The 15,055-nt window shown below is 49.0% G+C and carries 20 protein-coding genes and 2 pseudogenes; 14 read left to right on the forward strand and 8 right to left on the reverse strand.

Annotated elements, in window-relative coordinates:
* The first annotated feature begins 50 nt into the window (after nucleotides 1–50).
* From ACZ5N7_RS04315 to ACZ5N7_RS04330, 4 genes are all read left to right on the forward strand, one after another.
* Complete coding sequence (locus ACZ5N7_RS04315; RefSeq protein ID WP_464657725.1) at nucleotides 51–503, forward strand: YlbF/YmcA family competence regulator; 453 nt, start codon at nucleotides 51–53, stop codon at nucleotides 501–503.
* Between the two features lie 134 nt (nucleotides 504–637).
* Complete coding sequence (locus tag ACZ5N7_RS04320) at nucleotides 638–2,077, forward strand: nicotinate phosphoribosyltransferase (protein WP_464657727.1); 1,440 nt, start codon at nucleotides 638–640, stop codon at nucleotides 2,075–2,077.
* Between the two features lie 122 nt (nucleotides 2,078–2,199).
* Nucleotides 2,200–2,709, forward strand: a complete 510-nt coding sequence (locus tag ACZ5N7_RS04325) for a type 1 glutamine amidotransferase domain-containing protein (RefSeq protein WP_464657729.1) — start codon at nucleotides 2,200–2,202, stop codon at nucleotides 2,707–2,709.
* A gap of 192 nt (nucleotides 2,710–2,901) precedes the next feature.
* Nucleotides 2,902–3,894 (forward strand): oxidoreductase, encoded by a 993-nt coding sequence (locus ACZ5N7_RS04330; protein ID WP_464657730.1) that lies wholly within the window; start codon nucleotides 2,902–2,904, stop codon nucleotides 3,892–3,894.
* 97 nt (nucleotides 3,895–3,991) lie between these two features.
* Here ACZ5N7_RS04330 and ACZ5N7_RS04335 read toward each other — a convergent pair whose 3' ends face one another.
* The gene (locus ACZ5N7_RS04335; RefSeq protein WP_464657732.1) at nucleotides 3,992–4,165 is read right to left on the reverse strand and encodes a hypothetical protein; all 174 of its coding nucleotides are present in this window, start codon (nucleotides 4,163–4,165) and stop codon (nucleotides 3,992–3,994) included.
* Nucleotides 4,166–4,361: 196 nt separating this feature from the next.
* On the opposite strand from ACZ5N7_RS04335, the gene ACZ5N7_RS04340 reads away from it, so the two are divergent.
* On the forward strand, nucleotides 4,362–5,009 hold the full coding sequence (locus ACZ5N7_RS04340; RefSeq protein WP_464657734.1) for an HD domain-containing protein: 648 nt from the start codon (nucleotides 4,362–4,364) through the stop codon (nucleotides 5,007–5,009).
* A gap of 78 nt (nucleotides 5,010–5,087) precedes the next feature.
* Here ACZ5N7_RS04340 and ACZ5N7_RS04345 read toward each other — a convergent pair whose 3' ends face one another.
* Nucleotides 5,088–5,360, reverse strand: a complete 273-nt coding sequence (locus tag ACZ5N7_RS04345) for a spore coat protein (protein WP_464657736.1) — start codon at nucleotides 5,358–5,360, stop codon at nucleotides 5,088–5,090.
* 15 nt (nucleotides 5,361–5,375) lie between these two features.
* Nucleotides 5,376–5,630: a coat protein F gene (locus ACZ5N7_RS04350; RefSeq protein WP_464657738.1), complete on the reverse strand. Its 255-nt coding sequence runs from the start codon at nucleotides 5,628–5,630 to the stop codon at nucleotides 5,376–5,378.
* A gap of 152 nt (nucleotides 5,631–5,782) precedes the next feature.
* Here ACZ5N7_RS04350 and ACZ5N7_RS04355 point away from each other — a divergent pair, with 152 nt between their 5' ends.
* From ACZ5N7_RS04355 to ACZ5N7_RS04370, 4 genes are all read left to right on the forward strand, one after another.
* Nucleotides 5,783–5,989: a CsbD family protein gene (locus ACZ5N7_RS04355; RefSeq protein ID WP_464657740.1), complete on the forward strand. Its 207-nt coding sequence runs from the start codon at nucleotides 5,783–5,785 to the stop codon at nucleotides 5,987–5,989.
* A 201-nt stretch (nucleotides 5,990–6,190) separates the two neighbouring features.
* Nucleotides 6,191–6,832, forward strand: coding sequence for a phosphatase PAP2 family protein (locus ACZ5N7_RS04360; protein WP_464657742.1), 642 nt, complete (start codon nucleotides 6,191–6,193; stop codon nucleotides 6,830–6,832).
* Complete coding sequence (locus ACZ5N7_RS04365; protein ID WP_464657744.1) at nucleotides 6,833–7,078, forward strand: hypothetical protein; 246 nt, start codon at nucleotides 6,833–6,835, stop codon at nucleotides 7,076–7,078. It begins immediately after the preceding gene.
* Nucleotides 7,079–7,095: 17 nt separating this feature from the next.
* On the forward strand, nucleotides 7,096–7,701 hold the full coding sequence (locus ACZ5N7_RS04370; protein ID WP_464657746.1) for a TVP38/TMEM64 family protein: 606 nt from the start codon (nucleotides 7,096–7,098) through the stop codon (nucleotides 7,699–7,701).
* Nucleotides 7,702–7,764: 63 nt separating this feature from the next.
* Here the strand turns inward: ACZ5N7_RS04370 and ACZ5N7_RS04375 are convergent, their stop codons facing one another.
* Nucleotides 7,765–8,745, reverse strand: coding sequence for a YpdA family putative bacillithiol disulfide reductase (locus ACZ5N7_RS04375; RefSeq protein ID WP_464657748.1), 981 nt, complete (start codon nucleotides 8,743–8,745; stop codon nucleotides 7,765–7,767).
* Between the two features lie 114 nt (nucleotides 8,746–8,859).
* On the opposite strand from ACZ5N7_RS04375, the gene ACZ5N7_RS04380 reads away from it, so the two are divergent.
* The 5 genes and pseudogenes from ACZ5N7_RS04380 to ACZ5N7_RS04400 all read left to right on the forward strand — a co-directional run bounded on the left by ACZ5N7_RS04380 (nucleotide 8,860) and on the right by ACZ5N7_RS04400 (nucleotide 12,991).
* Nucleotides 8,860–9,354: a DNA-deoxyinosine glycosylase gene (locus ACZ5N7_RS04380; RefSeq protein WP_464657750.1), complete on the forward strand. Its 495-nt coding sequence runs from the start codon at nucleotides 8,860–8,862 to the stop codon at nucleotides 9,352–9,354.
* A gap of 124 nt (nucleotides 9,355–9,478) precedes the next feature.
* Nucleotides 9,479–10,042: a TraR/DksA C4-type zinc finger protein gene (locus tag ACZ5N7_RS04385; RefSeq protein WP_464657752.1), complete on the forward strand. Its 564-nt coding sequence runs from the start codon at nucleotides 9,479–9,481 to the stop codon at nucleotides 10,040–10,042.
* Between the two features lie 103 nt (nucleotides 10,043–10,145).
* Entirely contained in the window at nucleotides 10,146–11,186 is a 1,041-nt protein-coding gene (locus ACZ5N7_RS04390) for an FUSC family protein (RefSeq protein WP_464657754.1), read from the forward strand.
* 56 nt (nucleotides 11,187–11,242) lie between these two features.
* Nucleotides 11,243–11,884: pseudogene (locus ACZ5N7_RS04395) on the forward strand (DUF2278 family protein); the annotation flags it as partial.
* A gap of 438 nt (nucleotides 11,885–12,322) precedes the next feature.
* Nucleotides 12,323–12,991: a deoxynucleoside kinase gene (locus tag ACZ5N7_RS04400; RefSeq protein ID WP_464657756.1), complete on the forward strand. Its 669-nt coding sequence runs from the start codon at nucleotides 12,323–12,325 to the stop codon at nucleotides 12,989–12,991.
* 213 nt (nucleotides 12,992–13,204) lie between these two features.
* On the opposite strand, the gene ACZ5N7_RS04405 is transcribed toward ACZ5N7_RS04400, so the two are convergent.
* The 4 genes and pseudogenes from ACZ5N7_RS04405 to ACZ5N7_RS04420 all read right to left on the reverse strand — a co-directional run bounded on the left by ACZ5N7_RS04405 (nucleotide 13,205) and on the right by ACZ5N7_RS04420 (nucleotide 14,801).
* Entirely contained in the window at nucleotides 13,205–13,738 is a 534-nt protein-coding gene (locus ACZ5N7_RS04405; protein WP_464657758.1) for a hypothetical protein, read from the reverse strand.
* Nucleotides 13,725–13,898 (reverse strand): annotated as a pseudogene (locus ACZ5N7_RS04410) (IS1595 family transposase); the annotation flags it as partial. The gene ACZ5N7_RS04405 and the pseudogene ACZ5N7_RS04410, both read right to left, overlap by 14 nt.
* Nucleotides 13,899–14,049: 151 nt before the next feature.
* A complete protein-coding gene (locus ACZ5N7_RS04415) occupies nucleotides 14,050–14,451 on the reverse strand; it encodes an NINE protein (protein WP_464657760.1) in 402 nt (133 codons plus the stop codon).
* Entirely contained in the window at nucleotides 14,448–14,801 is a 354-nt protein-coding gene (locus ACZ5N7_RS04420) for a TM2 domain-containing protein (RefSeq protein ID WP_464657762.1), read from the reverse strand. The genes ACZ5N7_RS04415 and ACZ5N7_RS04420 overlap by 4 nt, the downstream gene beginning before the upstream one ends.
* Nucleotides 14,802–15,055 lie beyond the last annotated feature (254 nt).

A 15,055-nucleotide genomic window follows, 5' to 3' on the forward strand; every position in this document is an offset into this window, starting at 1 on the left:
TTCATTTAATATGATTAATTATTCAATGATTCCCTTTAGGAGTGATAGCGATGTCCAACGTACAACCGAAGCTGAACGCTCATGGCATGGAAACTTACACCAATACGGAATTGATCGTTCGCGAGGATATATTGTCCAAGGCCAAAGAGCTGGCGCAATTGATCTCCACCTCCTCCGAGGTTCAAATCTTTCGGAAAATCGAGAAGCAGATCGGCTCCAACGACCGTGTTCAGCAGCTAATTAAGGACATTAAGAAAAAGCAGAAGGAAGCCGTAGCTTTCGAATCGTTCCAAAATCCGGCGATGGTGCAGAAAATCGAAGGTGAAATCGACGGCCTGCAGGATGAACTGGACGGCATTCCGATCGTGAGTGAATTTAAACAAACACAGGAAGACTTGAACTATTTGCTTCAACTCGTGATGGGGGTCATACGCGATTCTTTATCCGACTTGATCAATGTCGAACCAGGGAGTTCCGAGGATCCGTCTTCCTGCAGTGAATAATATAAGTCGTATGGACAGCGGGTGGTATGGAATATTCTCCGTACCGCCTTTTTCGTATCTTACTTCGGATAACCGATTTTTGGGTATGGTAAAGAGTAACTATGTTTTCGACGAGGCAGGGTGATCTTGTAACTATGGAAAATTTAGCGCTTCAGACGGATAAATATCAGATCAATATGATGTACGCCCATTGGGTCCACGGAACGCATAACAAGAAAGCGGTGTTTGAAACCTTTTTCCGCAAGCTGCCTTTCGGCAACGGATTCGCGGTTTTTGCCGGGCTTCAGAGAGTAATCGATTATTTACATAACATTTCCTTTGATGATGAAATATTGGACTATCTGTCCAGGCAGGAAGAACATTATGACCTAGGCTTTCTTGAGGAGCTGCGCAATTTCAAGTTCACCGGTTCTCTCTATTCCGTGGAGGAAGGGAGCCTGGTTTTTCCTAACGAGCCTTTGATCAGAGTAGAAGCGCGGGTATTCGAGGCCCAGCTTGTGGAGACGGCCTTGTTGAATTTTACAAACTTCCAGACGTTGATTGCGACCAAGGCGTCCAGAATCAAACAAGTTGCCGGTGACGACGTCCTGCTGGAATTTGGCACAAGAAGGGCGCAGGAGGCGGATGCGGCGGTTTGGGGAGCGCGCTCGGCTTATATCGCCGGCTTTGATGCGACATCCAACATGAGAGCCGGGATGATGTTCAATATCCCTGCGAAAGGCACCCATGCGCATGCCTGGGTGCAGGCCCATGAAACCGAAGAGGAGGCCTTCCTCCGTTTTTGCGAGGCATTGCCGGATAGCGTCACATTGCTGGTCGATACCTATGATACTTTAAAAAGCGGAATTCCTAATGCGATTAAAGCTGCGAAGTTTCTTCAGAGTAAAGGCAAGAGGCTGAACGCCATCCGCCTGGACAGCGGCGACCTGTCGTTTTTGTCGATTAGAGCCCGGAGGATGCTGGATGAAGCCGGATTCCCGGATGTGAAAATTTGCGCATCCAATGATCTGGATGAGAATACGATCCTGAACCTGAAAGCCCAGGGAGCCCGGATCGACATTTGGGGTGTAGGGACTCAGCTCATAACCGCGGCGGACCAGCCGGCACTTGGCGGAGTATATAAAATGGTGGCGAGGGAAAAAGACGGGGAATGGATTCCTACGATCAAGCTGTCCGGCAATCCGGAAAAGGTGTCGACTCCCGGGCTTAAGCAGGTATATCGGATTATTAATCAGGAGTCCGGCAAGGCGGAGGCCGATTATATCGCGTTAATTGACGAAATGGATGTGGTTGAAGGGAAGCGCATTAAGCTTTTTGACCCGGTGCATCCTTATATTTATAAGTTTGTGGATCGATACGAAGCGATTCCGATGCTGAGAGCGATTATTAATGATGGACAGCTGGTGTATCCAATGCCTGATCTTGACCAGATTCGCAAACACCATAAACTCCAACTCGAATATTTTTGGCCGGAATATTTGCGTAAGCTGAACCCTGAAATATATCCTGTCGACCTGAGTACGAAACTATGGAATCTCAAAATGGAACTGATCCAGGCTCATACGCAGAAATGAAGACAATAGTTAACATAACAATAATTATGTAAACAATTGTCCAGTTTAATTATTGTCCATCCGGGGTAATACAAAAAGGACCCATATTCCGAAAAACCCGCAAAAAAGGAGTGGACAAGTTTATGAGTAAAGTAGCTTTCTTGTTAGCCGACGGTTTTGAGGATTCCGAAATGCAGAAGCCATACGAGAAGATTAGAGAGGCCGGACATGAGGCGGTTATTATAGGACTGAAGCAGGGCGAGGAGCTTAATGGCAAAAATAAATCCGCCGCGTACAAGACGGAATTGGCGGTTAGCGAGGCCAAAGCGGATGATTACGACGCTGTGGTCATTCCCGGAGGCTCTTCCCCGGAGAATCTGCGCCTGGACCCGCATGTACTCTCTTTCGTCAAGCAAATGGACCAAAGCGGCAAGCCGATCGCAGCCATCTGCCACGGGCCGCAAATTCTGGCAAGCGCTGGTCTGCTAAAAGGGAAAACCATCACCTCCTACCCTCCGCTGCAGGACGATATGCGAAACGCCGGAGCTGAGTTCGTCGATAAAGAGGTGGTCGTAGATGGCAACTTCGTCACTTCCCGGACGCCAAAAGACGAGCCGGCCTTCATCCGCGAAACTTTAAAATTATTGCAATAGACGATTGATCTCACACACTAGTGAAAAAGGGCGCCACAATTCGCACGAAGCTCATATGAGCTTCGTGCGAATTGTGACGCTTTATTGTGCCCATTAGGAGGCGCCGGTAACATCAATTAGATTTAAACGCTTTCTATATGGTAAAATGAGGGGAGCATCTTACTATATAACTTATAGAAGCGGGTGAATGGAATGAACGAACCCTTTAAGGCTTTGGTTGCGCGAAAAGAAAGCGATAACATTTCTTTGGCGGTTGAAAACATGAGCATTGACGATTTGTCGCCCGGAGAGGTTGTGGTGAAAGTGGCCTACTCCAGCGTCAATTACAAAGACGGATTAGCCTGCGATCCCAAGAGCCGCGTCGCAAGAAGCTATCCGCTTATCCCCGGAATCGATCTGACGGGAACCGTTATGCAATCGGAGGATGGCCGCTTTCGGGCTGGCGATGAGGTTCTTGTCACCGGCTACGGCCTTGGGGTGTCCCATTCGGGAGGATTCAGCGAGCTGGCCCGTGTGCCTGCCGACTGGATTGTGCCGGTTCCTGCCGGGCTGACGATGAGAGAATGTATGATCATCGGAACTGCTGGGTTTACCGCCGCTCTCTCGGTACAAAAGCTGCAGTTGAACGGACTGACTCCGGAGCAGGGCCCCGTTTTGGTGACCGGCGCGACGGGCGGAGTCGGCAGCATGGCGGTCTCGATATTGGCCAAGCTGGGTTATTCCGTGACAGCCAGTACCGGCAAGGAAGCAGAACATGACTACCTGAAAGGGCTCGGAGCCTCGGAGGTCATAGGACGGGACGAGTGGATCGACGCTTCGGACAAACCGCTGCTGAAAGAAAAATGGGCCGGCACCGTGGATCCTGTAGGCGGCCGAACATTGGTGAACGCTCTGAGGATGACAAAGTACGGAGGAGCCGCCGCATCCAGCGGATTAACAGGGGGAACGGAACTGATGGCGACAGTGTATCCGTTTATTTTGCGGGGAGTGAATTTGCTGGGGGTTGACTCCGTGTTGTGCCCGATGGATGTGCGCAAGCAGATATGGAAGCTTCTATCCGAGGAATGGAAACCGGCTGCCGCCTTAGAAGAGCTTTCACAGGAAGTAGAGTTGAAGGAGCTGCCGGAAGTTTTGTCTGCGATTTTGAAGGGACAGGTACGGGGCAGGACGGTATTAAAGCTGTAATAAGGCAGAGGACAGAGGACGCTCCGCGGAGGAGCGGCTTTCAATGCCATTAAAAGGCCCTCCGAGCGGATCCCGCATCAGGAGGGCCAATTTCTTATCATTGGTTGGACAGCAATTTGTCTTCTAATGAAAGACGCACTTTCTTGATGGCGCTCGCTTCCAGCTGGTGGTCCTGGTTGAACTTATTTCCGCTTAAAGCTAACGCTTCTTTTACAGTCATTTCCACCCAAATTTTCTCTTCGCCTTGAGGAATTTGAAGCTTCGTTTCCATGCTCATCACTCCTGTTCTTCATCATTGATAAAGATCTCTGATCTTCCGGTCCGACAGAATTTATAGCGATGAATAGGTGTTTGATGTGGTGAAAACCTTGATGTATCACACTTTTAATATAACACTTTATGTCAGGTATTGCAAGTGCAATTTGAATATTTTGTGAAATATTGGGATTGCGAGAAGGAGCATGCAAATGGATAGACAGTCGATTTTGAAATCTGCGGAGCAAGCCGTGAAGCACAAATTGGAAGGGGAAGGCAGCGGACACGACTGGTGGCACATTTACCGAGTGAAGCAAACGGCGGTTGAGATCGCCAAAGAAGAGAAAGCCGATGTGTTCGTTTGTGAGCTGGCAGCTCTGCTGCATGATATGGTCGATGAAAAGCTGAATGACGATGTAAAACTGGCCTGGCAGGAGCTGCGAGAGTGGTTTGCTCAAAGCGGGACAGAAAGCAGAGAGTCGGAGCAAGTGCTGGACATCATTGGCTCAATGTCGTTTAAAGGAGGCGGCCGCCCGCCGATGAAAACTCTTGAAGGCCAAATCGTGCAGGATGCGGACCGGCTGGATGCGATCGGGGCGATAGGCATCGCCAGAGTGTTTGCCTATTCCGGATGGAAGAGCCGCCCGATCCACGATCCCGCTGTCCGGCCGAGAGAGACACTAAGCGAGCAGGAATACCGCAGCGGAAACGATACGGCTGTGAACCATTTTTATGAGAAGCTGTTAAAGCTTAAAGATTTGATGAACACGAAGTACGGGAAAAAGCTTGCGGAACAGCGCCATGAGTTCATGGTGCAGTATTTGGAGGAGTTCTACGAAGAGTGGGAGGGCCGGAGATAGACCGGTGAAAGCACGAAATCGCCCTCGTCTGCACGGCGGCCGCGCGGACAAGGGCGATAGCGTAGTTTTGGCTGTTCATTACGCCTGGATAGGCATGTGAAGAGCGGTTTGTGCGTTTTTGAAATCTTGTTGGATCTCTTGTTCCACATGATAGCTCGGATACAATCCACGGGACAGCATATAGCTGAAAATTTGCGCATGCAGCCCGATTCCCGTCTGAAGTTGACGGACGAGCGCCTCTCTAACTTGAGGAGTGGAAGTTTCTGTGATCGCCCAAGCTTCAACATGTACTCCATTTTTGGCAATTCCGAGCAGTGTTCCGGCGGCAAAGCGGTCTTCCATGGTTAACATTGTCGCATCTCCGTTCTAAGTGATATGGGGTCTGTGCTGCAGCAGGTGCATAATTTCGGTTATAGCGTGCTGCGTGCCTTGGATGGCGTGCAGGTAGATTTGTTTTAGCTCAGGATCCTTGATTTTGGGCAATATCAGCTTCATTTGAATCAGGGCGTTCGATTTGAGGGCAAGGAGCTCGTGGAGCTCAAGCGTTTCATGGGGAGCCAGCTTCCCGGTAGGCGAACTGATGGCAGCCCCATGGGTGTGATGAGGGTGGTCTCGATACACAAGTTCCTCCTGAATGTCGGTTATTCAATACTGTTCATTGTATTCCGAGCGACGGGTGATGTTCGCCTATAGCTTGTTGAAGTTTCAAAGGCCTATGCCGTGGGTAAAAAGGAATAGGTCGTTGAAACTAACATATAAGGGGATGAGCCGAAATGGATAACAACGTTCTTAAAGGAAAATGGAAACAAGTAAAAGGTGAAGCCCAAAAGCAGTGGGGAAAACTGACCAATGATGATCTGGATGTAATTGACGGAGAGAAGGACAAGCTTGTAGGCAAGCTGCAGGAGCGCTATGGGCATTCGAAGGACAACGCGGAAAAAGAATACCACAATTGGGAGTCCAGTTGGCGCGATAGATAATGTGCAGGCAAAAGCAAAACGAACCGTACGCTTCATAGCGTGCGGTTTTTACTTTGTATAGGAAATTATGATATTTGGCGGCAGCGAGTAATGCAGAGGAATAGCTGACTTGTTTGCCAGAATGTGTTAGAAGGCCGGCTTTTGGTTTAAAATACATTTAAGCTTGTAAGGATGCGAGATCAGGCAGCGGGGGCACGCATAATGAATTTTATGATACAATCGAAACGGGCATTTATGGTAAGCTTGCTTTTGGCTTTGGGATTCGGGCTGGTTGCGGTACTTCTGGGGTTGGGCAGGCTTCCCCGTTTTGACAATAGGCTTATTGCTTTGGTGCAAGGTCTGGAGTCGCCCGGACTGACCCGGGTCATGAAGTTTTTTACCTTTGTCGGATCGGTGCTCGTGGTGGCCATTCTCTCACTTGTCATCATGTTTTATCTGTACAAGGTATTAGGGCACCGCAGAGAGCTCGTTTTATTTGTTTGGTCGATTGTCGGCTCCGAGGTGCTGAATATTTTGCTCAAGCTGCTGTTCCATCGGGAAAGGCCCAATCTTCACAGGTTGATCGATATCACGGGTTTCAGTTTTCCGAGCGGGCATTCCATGGCTGCGTTTGCGTTATATGCCACAACCGCTTATTTTTTATGGCGGCATGCCGAAGGAATGGGCAGATTGATTCTTCTCCTCGTTTGCGCCTTGCTGACGATGATGATCGGGTTAAGCCGCATTTATTTGGGGGTGCATTACCCCAGCGATGTGATGGCAGGGTACTTGGCGAGCGGAGTTTGGCTGTCCTTGTGCATCGCTTTTTTCAACAGGCGCGAAATCCGGAAAGGGGCAGTGTAAATGAAAGAGGTTATAGTACCGGTCCGCATACAAAAAAAGGTAGACAGGCTGATGAAATTGAATAAAAGCAAGAAAAAGCTTGAAAAAGATGTTTGTGACTGGTTAAAAAGAAAAGGGTTTCCGACCGGGGATGAAGAATTTGAAAGCGACGTGGTTGAAACTCTGAAATCAGCCGGCTTCCGCAATTCCCGTGAATTCGTCCAGCAATTGAACAACTGGAATAAACCAACCAGGAAAAACAACTGAAACGCTCGGTGATTCGCATGAAAAAATGGATTGTCCTTCTGCTTTATCTCTCCATCATTTGCATAGCCTTCAGCCATAAAAATGAAATCATGGATCTTTTGAGGAACAAACCTCTGCCTTTGACAATGGCCGTTTTGATCGCCGCTTTCTTTTGTTTTTTTCCGGTGGCTCCGTTCAGCCTGATTATCGGCATTCTCGGTTTTGTGTACGGTTCTTTGTGGGGAGCCGCAATCAGTTGGGCGGGTTCGCTCACGGCCTCATTTCTGATGTTCCTTATCGTGAGGTATTTTTTTCGCAAGCAGGGCAGAGAGCTTCTCTTCCGCTATGATAAAGTGGAACGTCTCACCGAGGCTGTCGAGCGTGAGCCGTTTATCTCGGTCCTTGCTTCCAGGCTTATTCCTTTAGTTCCACAGCACATTATCAATACTTACATGGCGATCTCCTCAGTGCCGTTCCTGACCTTTGTAATTGCGACCGCAGCGGGAAAAATACCCGGCATGCTGGTGTATGCCTACGTCGGCGGGCACATGTTTACGGATTGGAAGAGTGCACTGCTGATCCTGTGTATTTATGCAATTTTCCTGCTCATTCTGGTGGCGTTGTACAAAAAGCGTTATACATAATGATAGCGAAGGGCTGGCGGACGGTAATAATAGGAGGAGGGGCATCGGCCCCTCCTCTTCGACTCAAACCAGGCTCTTGCGGGCCATGATGTGCTGCGCGATCCAAAGGCCGTGCTTGCGCCCTGTTTCGATAAAGATTTCATTCGCGTTGGCGCCGGAAGAGATGACGCCGGCTATGTAGAGACCTTCTACATTGGTCTGCATCGTCTCCGGATCGTGCTCGGGAATCAGATAATCTCCCTCAAGTTTAACGCCGATCTTTTCCAGGAAGCTGCGGTTCGGACGGAAGCCAGTCATAGCAAGCACGAAGTCGTTGTCCACCTTGTACTGTCTTCCATCCGTCTCGACGGTCACCGAATCCTGCTCGATGGAGGCCAGCCGTGAGTTGAACAACATGCGGATGCGCCCTTTATTTACCATACTTTCGAAAATCGGCCGCACCCAAGGCTTGATATTAGGGGAATAGTCGCTTTTCCGGTAAACGATGGTGACTTCCGCGCCTACGCGGATCAAGTCCATCGCCGCGTCTACGGCGGAGTTATTGCCTCCCACGATGGCAACCTTCATTCCCGTGTAGGGATGGGCTTCTTTGTAGTAATGGGTGACTTTGGACAGCTCTTCTCCGGGAATGCCAAGCAGATTCGGATGGTCAAAATAGCCTGTGGCGAGAATGACGTAAGGGGCGGAGTAAGTTACTGCACTGCCGCTTTTGTCAATCGTTTGCAGACGTAAAAGTTCCCCTTCTTTGACAACGGAGGTCACGGTTTCATAGGAATGGATCCGCAGCCGGTAATGTTCGGCCACCTTGCGGTAATAGGCCAACGCTTCCTGCCGGTAAGGCTTATCGTTAGGCGTCGCAAAGGGGATATCCCCGATCTCGAGCATCTCCGGAGTGCTGAAAAACTGCAGGTTCGTCGGATACTGGTAAATGGAGTAGACCAGACAATTCTTCTCTATGACGAGCGGGGAGATTCCCGCTTTGGTCAATTCTACAGCCGCGGCTATGCCGCATGGACCTGCCCCGACTATAATGGCTTCTTCCACATGGATGCCCCCTTATAAAATTGTATCTTATCCATGTTACCTTATTCGGCAGGAACTTTCCAGGGCACATGCTTACACCTGACTGCTGCCAAGATAAAGGAGGATCAACAGCCGATGAAGCTGACCGCATTTCCCCCGTTAATAAACGACCGCTGCTCTGTACTTATTTTGGGCTCGATGCCCGGAAAAATATCGCTGAGTAAAGTCCAATATTACGGCAACGAACGCAATCATTTCTGGAGGCTGCTGTACGCTCTTTTTGGCCGGGAGCCTAACGGGGATTATGAAGCCCGCACGGATTTTGCTCTTGCCCAGGGAATCGCGTTATGGGATGTGCTGAGCGAATGTGAGCGTGCAGGGAGCCTGGATGCGCAAATCCGCAATCCTGTCGTCAATGATTTTGGACTATTGCTGGAGGACTATCCACGCATCCGATGTCTGTTTTTCAACGGCGCAGCGGCCTGCAAATTGTTCATGCAAAAGGCAGCTCCGACGCTGAATGGACTGGCTGGAAAGCAGCTGATCCGGCTGCCGTCGTCTTCTCCGGCCCATACGCTTTCGTTTGAAAAGAAGCTTGCTGCCTGGCAGCAGATTAAGGATTGTTTGTAGTCATCCGTACCGGGCCTGAAACTGAGGGGCGGCTGCCGAAAGTGAGTCAATGTTCGCCTTTTACGGGTATATACAGGATAAGCATCGCCTATGAAGAATAATTTCCATTAGGGAGGCTGGCCATATGAGTACATTGACAAAAACCGAGTTGAAAGATCTGGAAACCCGCCTGCTGGAAGAGAAGGCCGACCTGCAGGAGGTTGTGGAACACACGGGTGAAGCGGAATCTCTGAACGATTCGACAGGAGAGCTGTCGGCTTACGATAATCATCCGGCGGATATCGGCACGGAAGCGTTCGAACGCAGCCGGGATACGGCCATACACGATAATCTCGAAGGTCAGCTGGAAGAAGTTGAGGCCGCGCTGCAGCGGATGAAGAAGGGTAAATACGGCCTATGTGCGGAATGCGGCGAGCCGATTCCCTATGAAAGATTGGAGGCGGTCCCCTACACCGCTTACTGCGTGGAGCACGCGTCTAACCGTAATCCGGACAGACAGAGACCAGTGGAGGAGGAAGTGCTGGAACCGATGATCCATGGCCGCCAGGAGGAAGACGGTGTCGTAGAGAATGAAATTGACGACAGCAGCGCCTGGGGGACGGTCGAGGAGTACGGCAGCTCGGACTCTCCCATAATAAAGAATAAGCAGAAAGAGGCAGATGAGCTGGAAGGGTTGACGAGAGAGTAAAGACAAGCCGGGTAACCGGCTTTTTTAACGCCGTGCATTTTGCATTGGCTTCGCCGTTCCGTGTACAATGTGACTAGACTACTGCTCAGAAAGGGGATCTTTTGTGAAGCTTGGCGCTCGCGTGCTCAAAACGGGTGTAGCGGTAAGTCTTGCGCTGTATATATCCGCGTTTTTGAATTTATCCCCGCCCATTATCGCGGCGGTGGCCTCCATTTTCGCCCTGCAGCCCACGATTTATCGTTCCTGGAGGCACATTCTGGAGCAGGTGCAGACCAATACGCTGGGCGCTATTCTGGCCTGGATCGGCGTGCAATTTTTTCAGAATAATCCTTTAGCCGTCGGAATCGTATGCATTATCGTAATTATCATTTGTCTGCGCCTAAAGATGGAAGATTCCATAGGCCTTACTTTGGTGACGGTCACCGCCATTATGAACGCTCCGGCGCATTACTCTTTCGCCTTGACGCGGTTTGTGCTGATTATGACGGGGATCGGGGCGGCCTTTATCGTGAACGCGCTATTCCTGCCGCCCAAGCCGGAAGAGAAATATATCGAGACCGTGCGTCATGTGTTCGGCCAGCTTTCCGTGCTTCTCAGGACGTCTATTTCGAATGATATGAAGGAAAACGTGTATCAGGGAGAAAAGCAGGCTTTGGGCAGCGCCGTAAAAACGCTAGGCGACCGGTACACTTTGTTTGAAGAGGAGCACAAGAAGCTGAAAAGGCGGAAGCATTCCGATATCAGGCTGATGGTCGTGTACAAACAGATGCTGGCGGCCGCGGAAAGAGGCTGGGATATCCTGGAAACCGTCGAGGAGCACTATTTTCAGGCGCGCCGGACGGCGGAGCTGAATGAATTTTTTGACAACCATGTAGAGCATTTGATCCATTACCATGAGCACGTGCTGATGAAATTTGACAACAAGCTGAAGCCTGACACTTATGACAACACCCGGATCGAGGAAGACAATGACCAGTTCATGAGAGACTATATGGATCTTTACGGCATTTCCAAGGAAGGCAAGCTCAGGTTGTCGATCGTGGCGGCGGTCATCTATGATTACGGCCATCAAATTGCCCGGTTGGATAAATTGGTTGAGCAATGGCACAAGCATTCAGACGAGAGAACCGAAGCTACTCAATAAGCGCCTAAAATGTCGCTGCGGCGTATAGAATCCATACGGAGAGTGGAGGAGAAACGATGCTTAAACATTACGGAGTATTGAAATGCCAAGCCATTGACCGGCGTGTCGGCACGAACGATAACGCCCACTATCAGATTCATGTGGTGGCGCAAGAGATTCATTATCGCATTGCCGTGAATGTGAAATCGCAGATGAGCCCGTCTGAAATCCTTTATTATACGGATGAGCATTTCTCCCATCCGGTCACTTCGGAAGCGGCCAAGCTTCCTTTTGGTTTTACTCGTTTGGAAAGCAGGCCCGGCGGGACCGCACTGGATTATATCCGCAGCAATTTATTTCAACCCGGCCGGATGGTGCCGCTGTCTTTTGATGTGCCCGGGCAGGATAACGATCTGAACGAGAAGCTCGATATTTACATTCAAAGAGCTATCCTGAATAAGGACGCCGTGTTGTATGCTTTTGGCGCCGCCTGGGGACCGGAACCCTCCACCAAGGATAAAATATTCGGATTTCTCCCCGGCAACGGCATTCACGACATCCATATGAATCAGGGAAATACGGCCCAATTCAGGAAGGATGACGGAGTATTTCAGGACGGCGGGCTGCTGATCCATTTTCCTTCCGAGGAGAGATGGATAGCGACCTTTCTTGCTTTTCAATCACAATCGTGGCATACGGATGACCAGAGCGGCCATGCTATAAATCAGAATCCCGTCCTGCCGCCGTCCCCTCCGGATAACCGTGAAATCCCGGCAGACGAAGCGATCCTTATTACGGCCGCGCTGGTGAAACCGGCAGGCTCCTCGGCGGGGGAGACTGTAACCCTGCTGAACCGGTCCGACCGGTCCGTCGGATTAACGGGGTGGACGCTGATGAACCGGATTCATCAGGCCTTCAAGCTGCAGGGGGAAATTCTGCCTGCCCAGCATTTCACGGTCCAGCTGCCTAAAGCTTTCCTGCGGGACGACGGAGATATCATCACTCTCACCGACGAGTATGGACTGAAGGTCCACGGTGTTTCCTACACCCGACGGCAGGTGAAAGCCGGTTGGACGGTTAGATTTTAACATGGTAAAACTCCTTCACAAGAAGATCGCCTAAATTTCATGTTTCGGGTAAAAGGGGAAAGGGGAAGTATGGCAGTGATTGTAGTTGGTGGAATGATCGGTTTGGGCAAAACTTCCGTCGCTGGTCTGCTTGGCAAAGAATTGAATTCGGAAGTGTTCTATGAGGATGTGGACAACAACCCGATTCTTCCGTTATTTTATACGGCAACGCCCGAGGAGATAGAGAAATACCGGTATCCTTTTCTGCTTCAGCTTTATTTTCTGGACACCAGGTATCGCGCCATCAAGCAGGCTCTTGTTAAACGGAGCAATGTGCTGGATCGAAGCATCTACGAGGATTGGTATTTCGCCAAAGTCAACAAAGATTTGGGCAGAATATCCGAACTCGAATTCGGGGTTTATGAGAGTCTGCTTGATAACATGATGGCCGAGCTGGATGAGCTGCCGAAGAAAGCCCCTGATTTGATGGTCTATTTAAAAGCGTCCTTCGATACCGTATTGTACAGAATCGGTTTGCGGGGCCGGGAATTCGAGCAGAATGAAGCGTTGGTGGACTATTATTACAAGCTGTGGTCGGGATACGACGAATGGGTAAGCAAACATTATAAAGCGTCCGATGTGCTGACCGTGGATATGGACAAGACGGACATCATCAACACCCCGGGTGACGCTGAGACATTGGTGCTTCAAATCCGGTTGAAGCTGAACGATATGGGCATTCAGCTGAGCCACTTATAACCTAAGTGAGCAACTCCAGCTCCAATCAGAATATAGACCACACTTACTGTCCACCAGGGTAAATCTTTCAAAACCACGGCAACAAAGTTAACTACTGTTATAGGCTATGTTATTATTCGTTGTTGTTTTTTGAGCAACAGCAAATTCGAGGTTGATTTCAATGAGTTTCCTGCCATGCAATCCCCAAAAAAAGGACGGCTAATTGCCATCCTTTTACTTTATAGTGTTCGCAATCTCAATCAATTTAGACTCATCATATAAAGGAACAAATTTTCCGTTCTCAATTTTGTTTGACGCTAACGAATAGGTGTGCCCATCGCGTCTCCAATACAATCCACTGAAGTTTTCGTCTCCTTGAATCCAAGTTTGCGAACCGTCGCTGAGATTAGGTCCTAACGTTCCCTTGGGTGATGATTTATTCGTAGCATTTGATTCAGCTAATATTAGTTGAAGCCCCTCTTGTTCGTTGGCATAAGTTATTTTAATCATGTCAAATGGGGCATTCATGATGCCAGCAGCCTTGTGGGTTACTATAAATGGCAGTTGCGGCTGTTGCACATCAAAAGGGATTTTTTTGATTGCTTCATCGAAAGGCAAAGCATCCTTATCTTGAAACCATTTTACTCCTTCTGTCGCTATCACCAGCCCACTGCTATTTTGTTGAGTAGCCTGAGGAGACTTATTTGCCTGACATCCGACTATAAGAATAGTGGCTATAAATACGAGAATAATTTCAGCTTTTATCAAAGAATATCACCTCAACCTTGTTATTCAACGCAGTATTCTCATATTCCTTGTTATCAATATAACGGAACCAAGCCAAATAATGTTGCAGGTACTTCGTCGCAACGCCGTTGAATCGGTCCATCCAGCGTTTCTGATGGCTATGGTAGCTATTCACGTTCTCACGTAGTTTCCAAACCGCACAACTGTAAGGCTGTGGCAACGCGTACAAATAAGTCCAGCTTTATGCTTCTGCTCCTGGATGTCGTCAATCGCACGAATAGGAGCTGCCGAGCTTTTCGTGTGAGCATATTCCCCTGCTCCTTGCGCAGCCGCTATTTGATATTCTCATTGTCTCTCAGAAGAAGCATTTTATCGATCAATTCCCGCTCCACTCCGGCATTCCAGGCTCTGACATACCTAGGCAGCACAAAAAGGTCAATCAGAATCCAAATGGTGAGAGTTATCCCAGTCAATAATAGAGGGGTGATTAAAGCATTCCCGGAAACTGGGGAGTCCAATGAAAAAATGGGTGGCAAGAAATATAGAAACGAGGAGATGATAAATAATATTAACTGGATACAACCGGTAATTCTTCTGCCCAAGTAAAAACGATGCAGCCCCAAATGTCCGCCAAGCAGCATGAAATAGGCGAGTCCCAGTGACTTTTCGGTGAACCGCAGTTCGGACTCAAGGATCAATAATTCTTTTTCCGTCAGATCGAATCGGGAGGTCATTGTACAGACAAGTCTCCTTCCGCACGATGATTACTGCGATGAATGATCTGCTCGAGAAGACGCGACTCGATTTGCTTGTTGGTTTCATTCACAATCTTGTAAGTCAGGAATGCATCTACCAGTGACCAAATGACCGTAGCAATCAGGCCAACAATAGTAATAGATAGAATCAGCATCGTTGCTGCCGATCCTTTTTTGCCCAAGTAGAAGCGATGCCCGCCGACAACGCCAAGGAAATACCAGAGCACATACGCCACAAGCATCGATTTCCCGCTTCTTTTAACTTCCGCATCAAGCAGCAGCAATTCTTTCGTGTCCAGTTGACTTTTCAAATAGATATTGTCTGACATTCAAATGCACTCTCCGTTGTTTTTAAAAAAATGTCCAGTTGGAACAGAATACATTACAAGGTGATTTTTAGTATAAGCTTAGATTGAGTCACTATATCTCTACGACTTTTTTTACTAAGCTAACCACAAGAGTACATATTAGGGCAGCTATACCCGTCACTAACCCAATTATAACTCGCCCTAGTAGGTCACCTCGTTCATTTTTTAATAGCCTCTCGGCATTCGCCGAGGCAGATAGGACAAGGGTTTCCTTG

This window comes from Paenibacillus sp. JCM 18996 (genome assembly GCF_055392555.1).

Coding starts and splice junctions, on each gene's coding strand:
- ACZ5N7_RS04315 (WP_464657725.1), top strand. CDS start 51: ATGTCCAACGTACAACCGAAGCTGAACGCTCATGGCATGGAAACTTAC.
- ACZ5N7_RS04320 (WP_464657727.1), top strand. CDS start 638: ATGGAAAATTTAGCGCTTCAGACGGATAAATATCAGATCAATATGATG.
- ACZ5N7_RS04325 (WP_464657729.1), top strand. CDS start 2,200: ATGAGTAAAGTAGCTTTCTTGTTAGCCGACGGTTTTGAGGATTCCGAA.
- ACZ5N7_RS04330 (WP_464657730.1), top strand. CDS start 2,902: ATGAACGAACCCTTTAAGGCTTTGGTTGCGCGAAAAGAAAGCGATAAC.
- ACZ5N7_RS04335 (WP_464657732.1), bottom strand. CDS start 4,165: ATGGAAACGAAGCTTCAAATTCCTCAAGGCGAAGAGAAAATTTGGGTG.
- ACZ5N7_RS04340 (WP_464657734.1), top strand. CDS start 4,362: ATGGATAGACAGTCGATTTTGAAATCTGCGGAGCAAGCCGTGAAGCAC.
- ACZ5N7_RS04345 (WP_464657736.1), bottom strand. CDS start 5,360: ATGTTAACCATGGAAGACCGCTTTGCCGCCGGAACACTGCTCGGAATT.
- ACZ5N7_RS04355 (WP_464657740.1), top strand. CDS start 5,783: ATGGATAACAACGTTCTTAAAGGAAAATGGAAACAAGTAAAAGGTGAA.
- ACZ5N7_RS04360 (WP_464657742.1), top strand. CDS start 6,191: ATGAATTTTATGATACAATCGAAACGGGCATTTATGGTAAGCTTGCTT.
- ACZ5N7_RS04365 (WP_464657744.1), top strand. CDS start 6,833: ATGAAAGAGGTTATAGTACCGGTCCGCATACAAAAAAAGGTAGACAGG.
- ACZ5N7_RS04370 (WP_464657746.1), top strand. CDS start 7,096: ATGAAAAAATGGATTGTCCTTCTGCTTTATCTCTCCATCATTTGCATA.
- ACZ5N7_RS04380 (WP_464657750.1), top strand. CDS start 8,860: ATGAAGCTGACCGCATTTCCCCCGTTAATAAACGACCGCTGCTCTGTA.
- ACZ5N7_RS04385 (WP_464657752.1), top strand. CDS start 9,479: ATGAGTACATTGACAAAAACCGAGTTGAAAGATCTGGAAACCCGCCTG.
- ACZ5N7_RS04400 (WP_464657756.1), top strand. CDS start 12,323: ATGGCAGTGATTGTAGTTGGTGGAATGATCGGTTTGGGCAAAACTTCC.
- ACZ5N7_RS04415 (WP_464657760.1), bottom strand. CDS start 14,451: ATGACCTCCCGATTCGATCTGACGGAAAAAGAATTATTGATCCTTGAG.
- ACZ5N7_RS04420 (WP_464657762.1), bottom strand. CDS start 14,801: ATGTCAGACAATATCTATTTGAAAAGTCAACTGGACACGAAAGAATTG.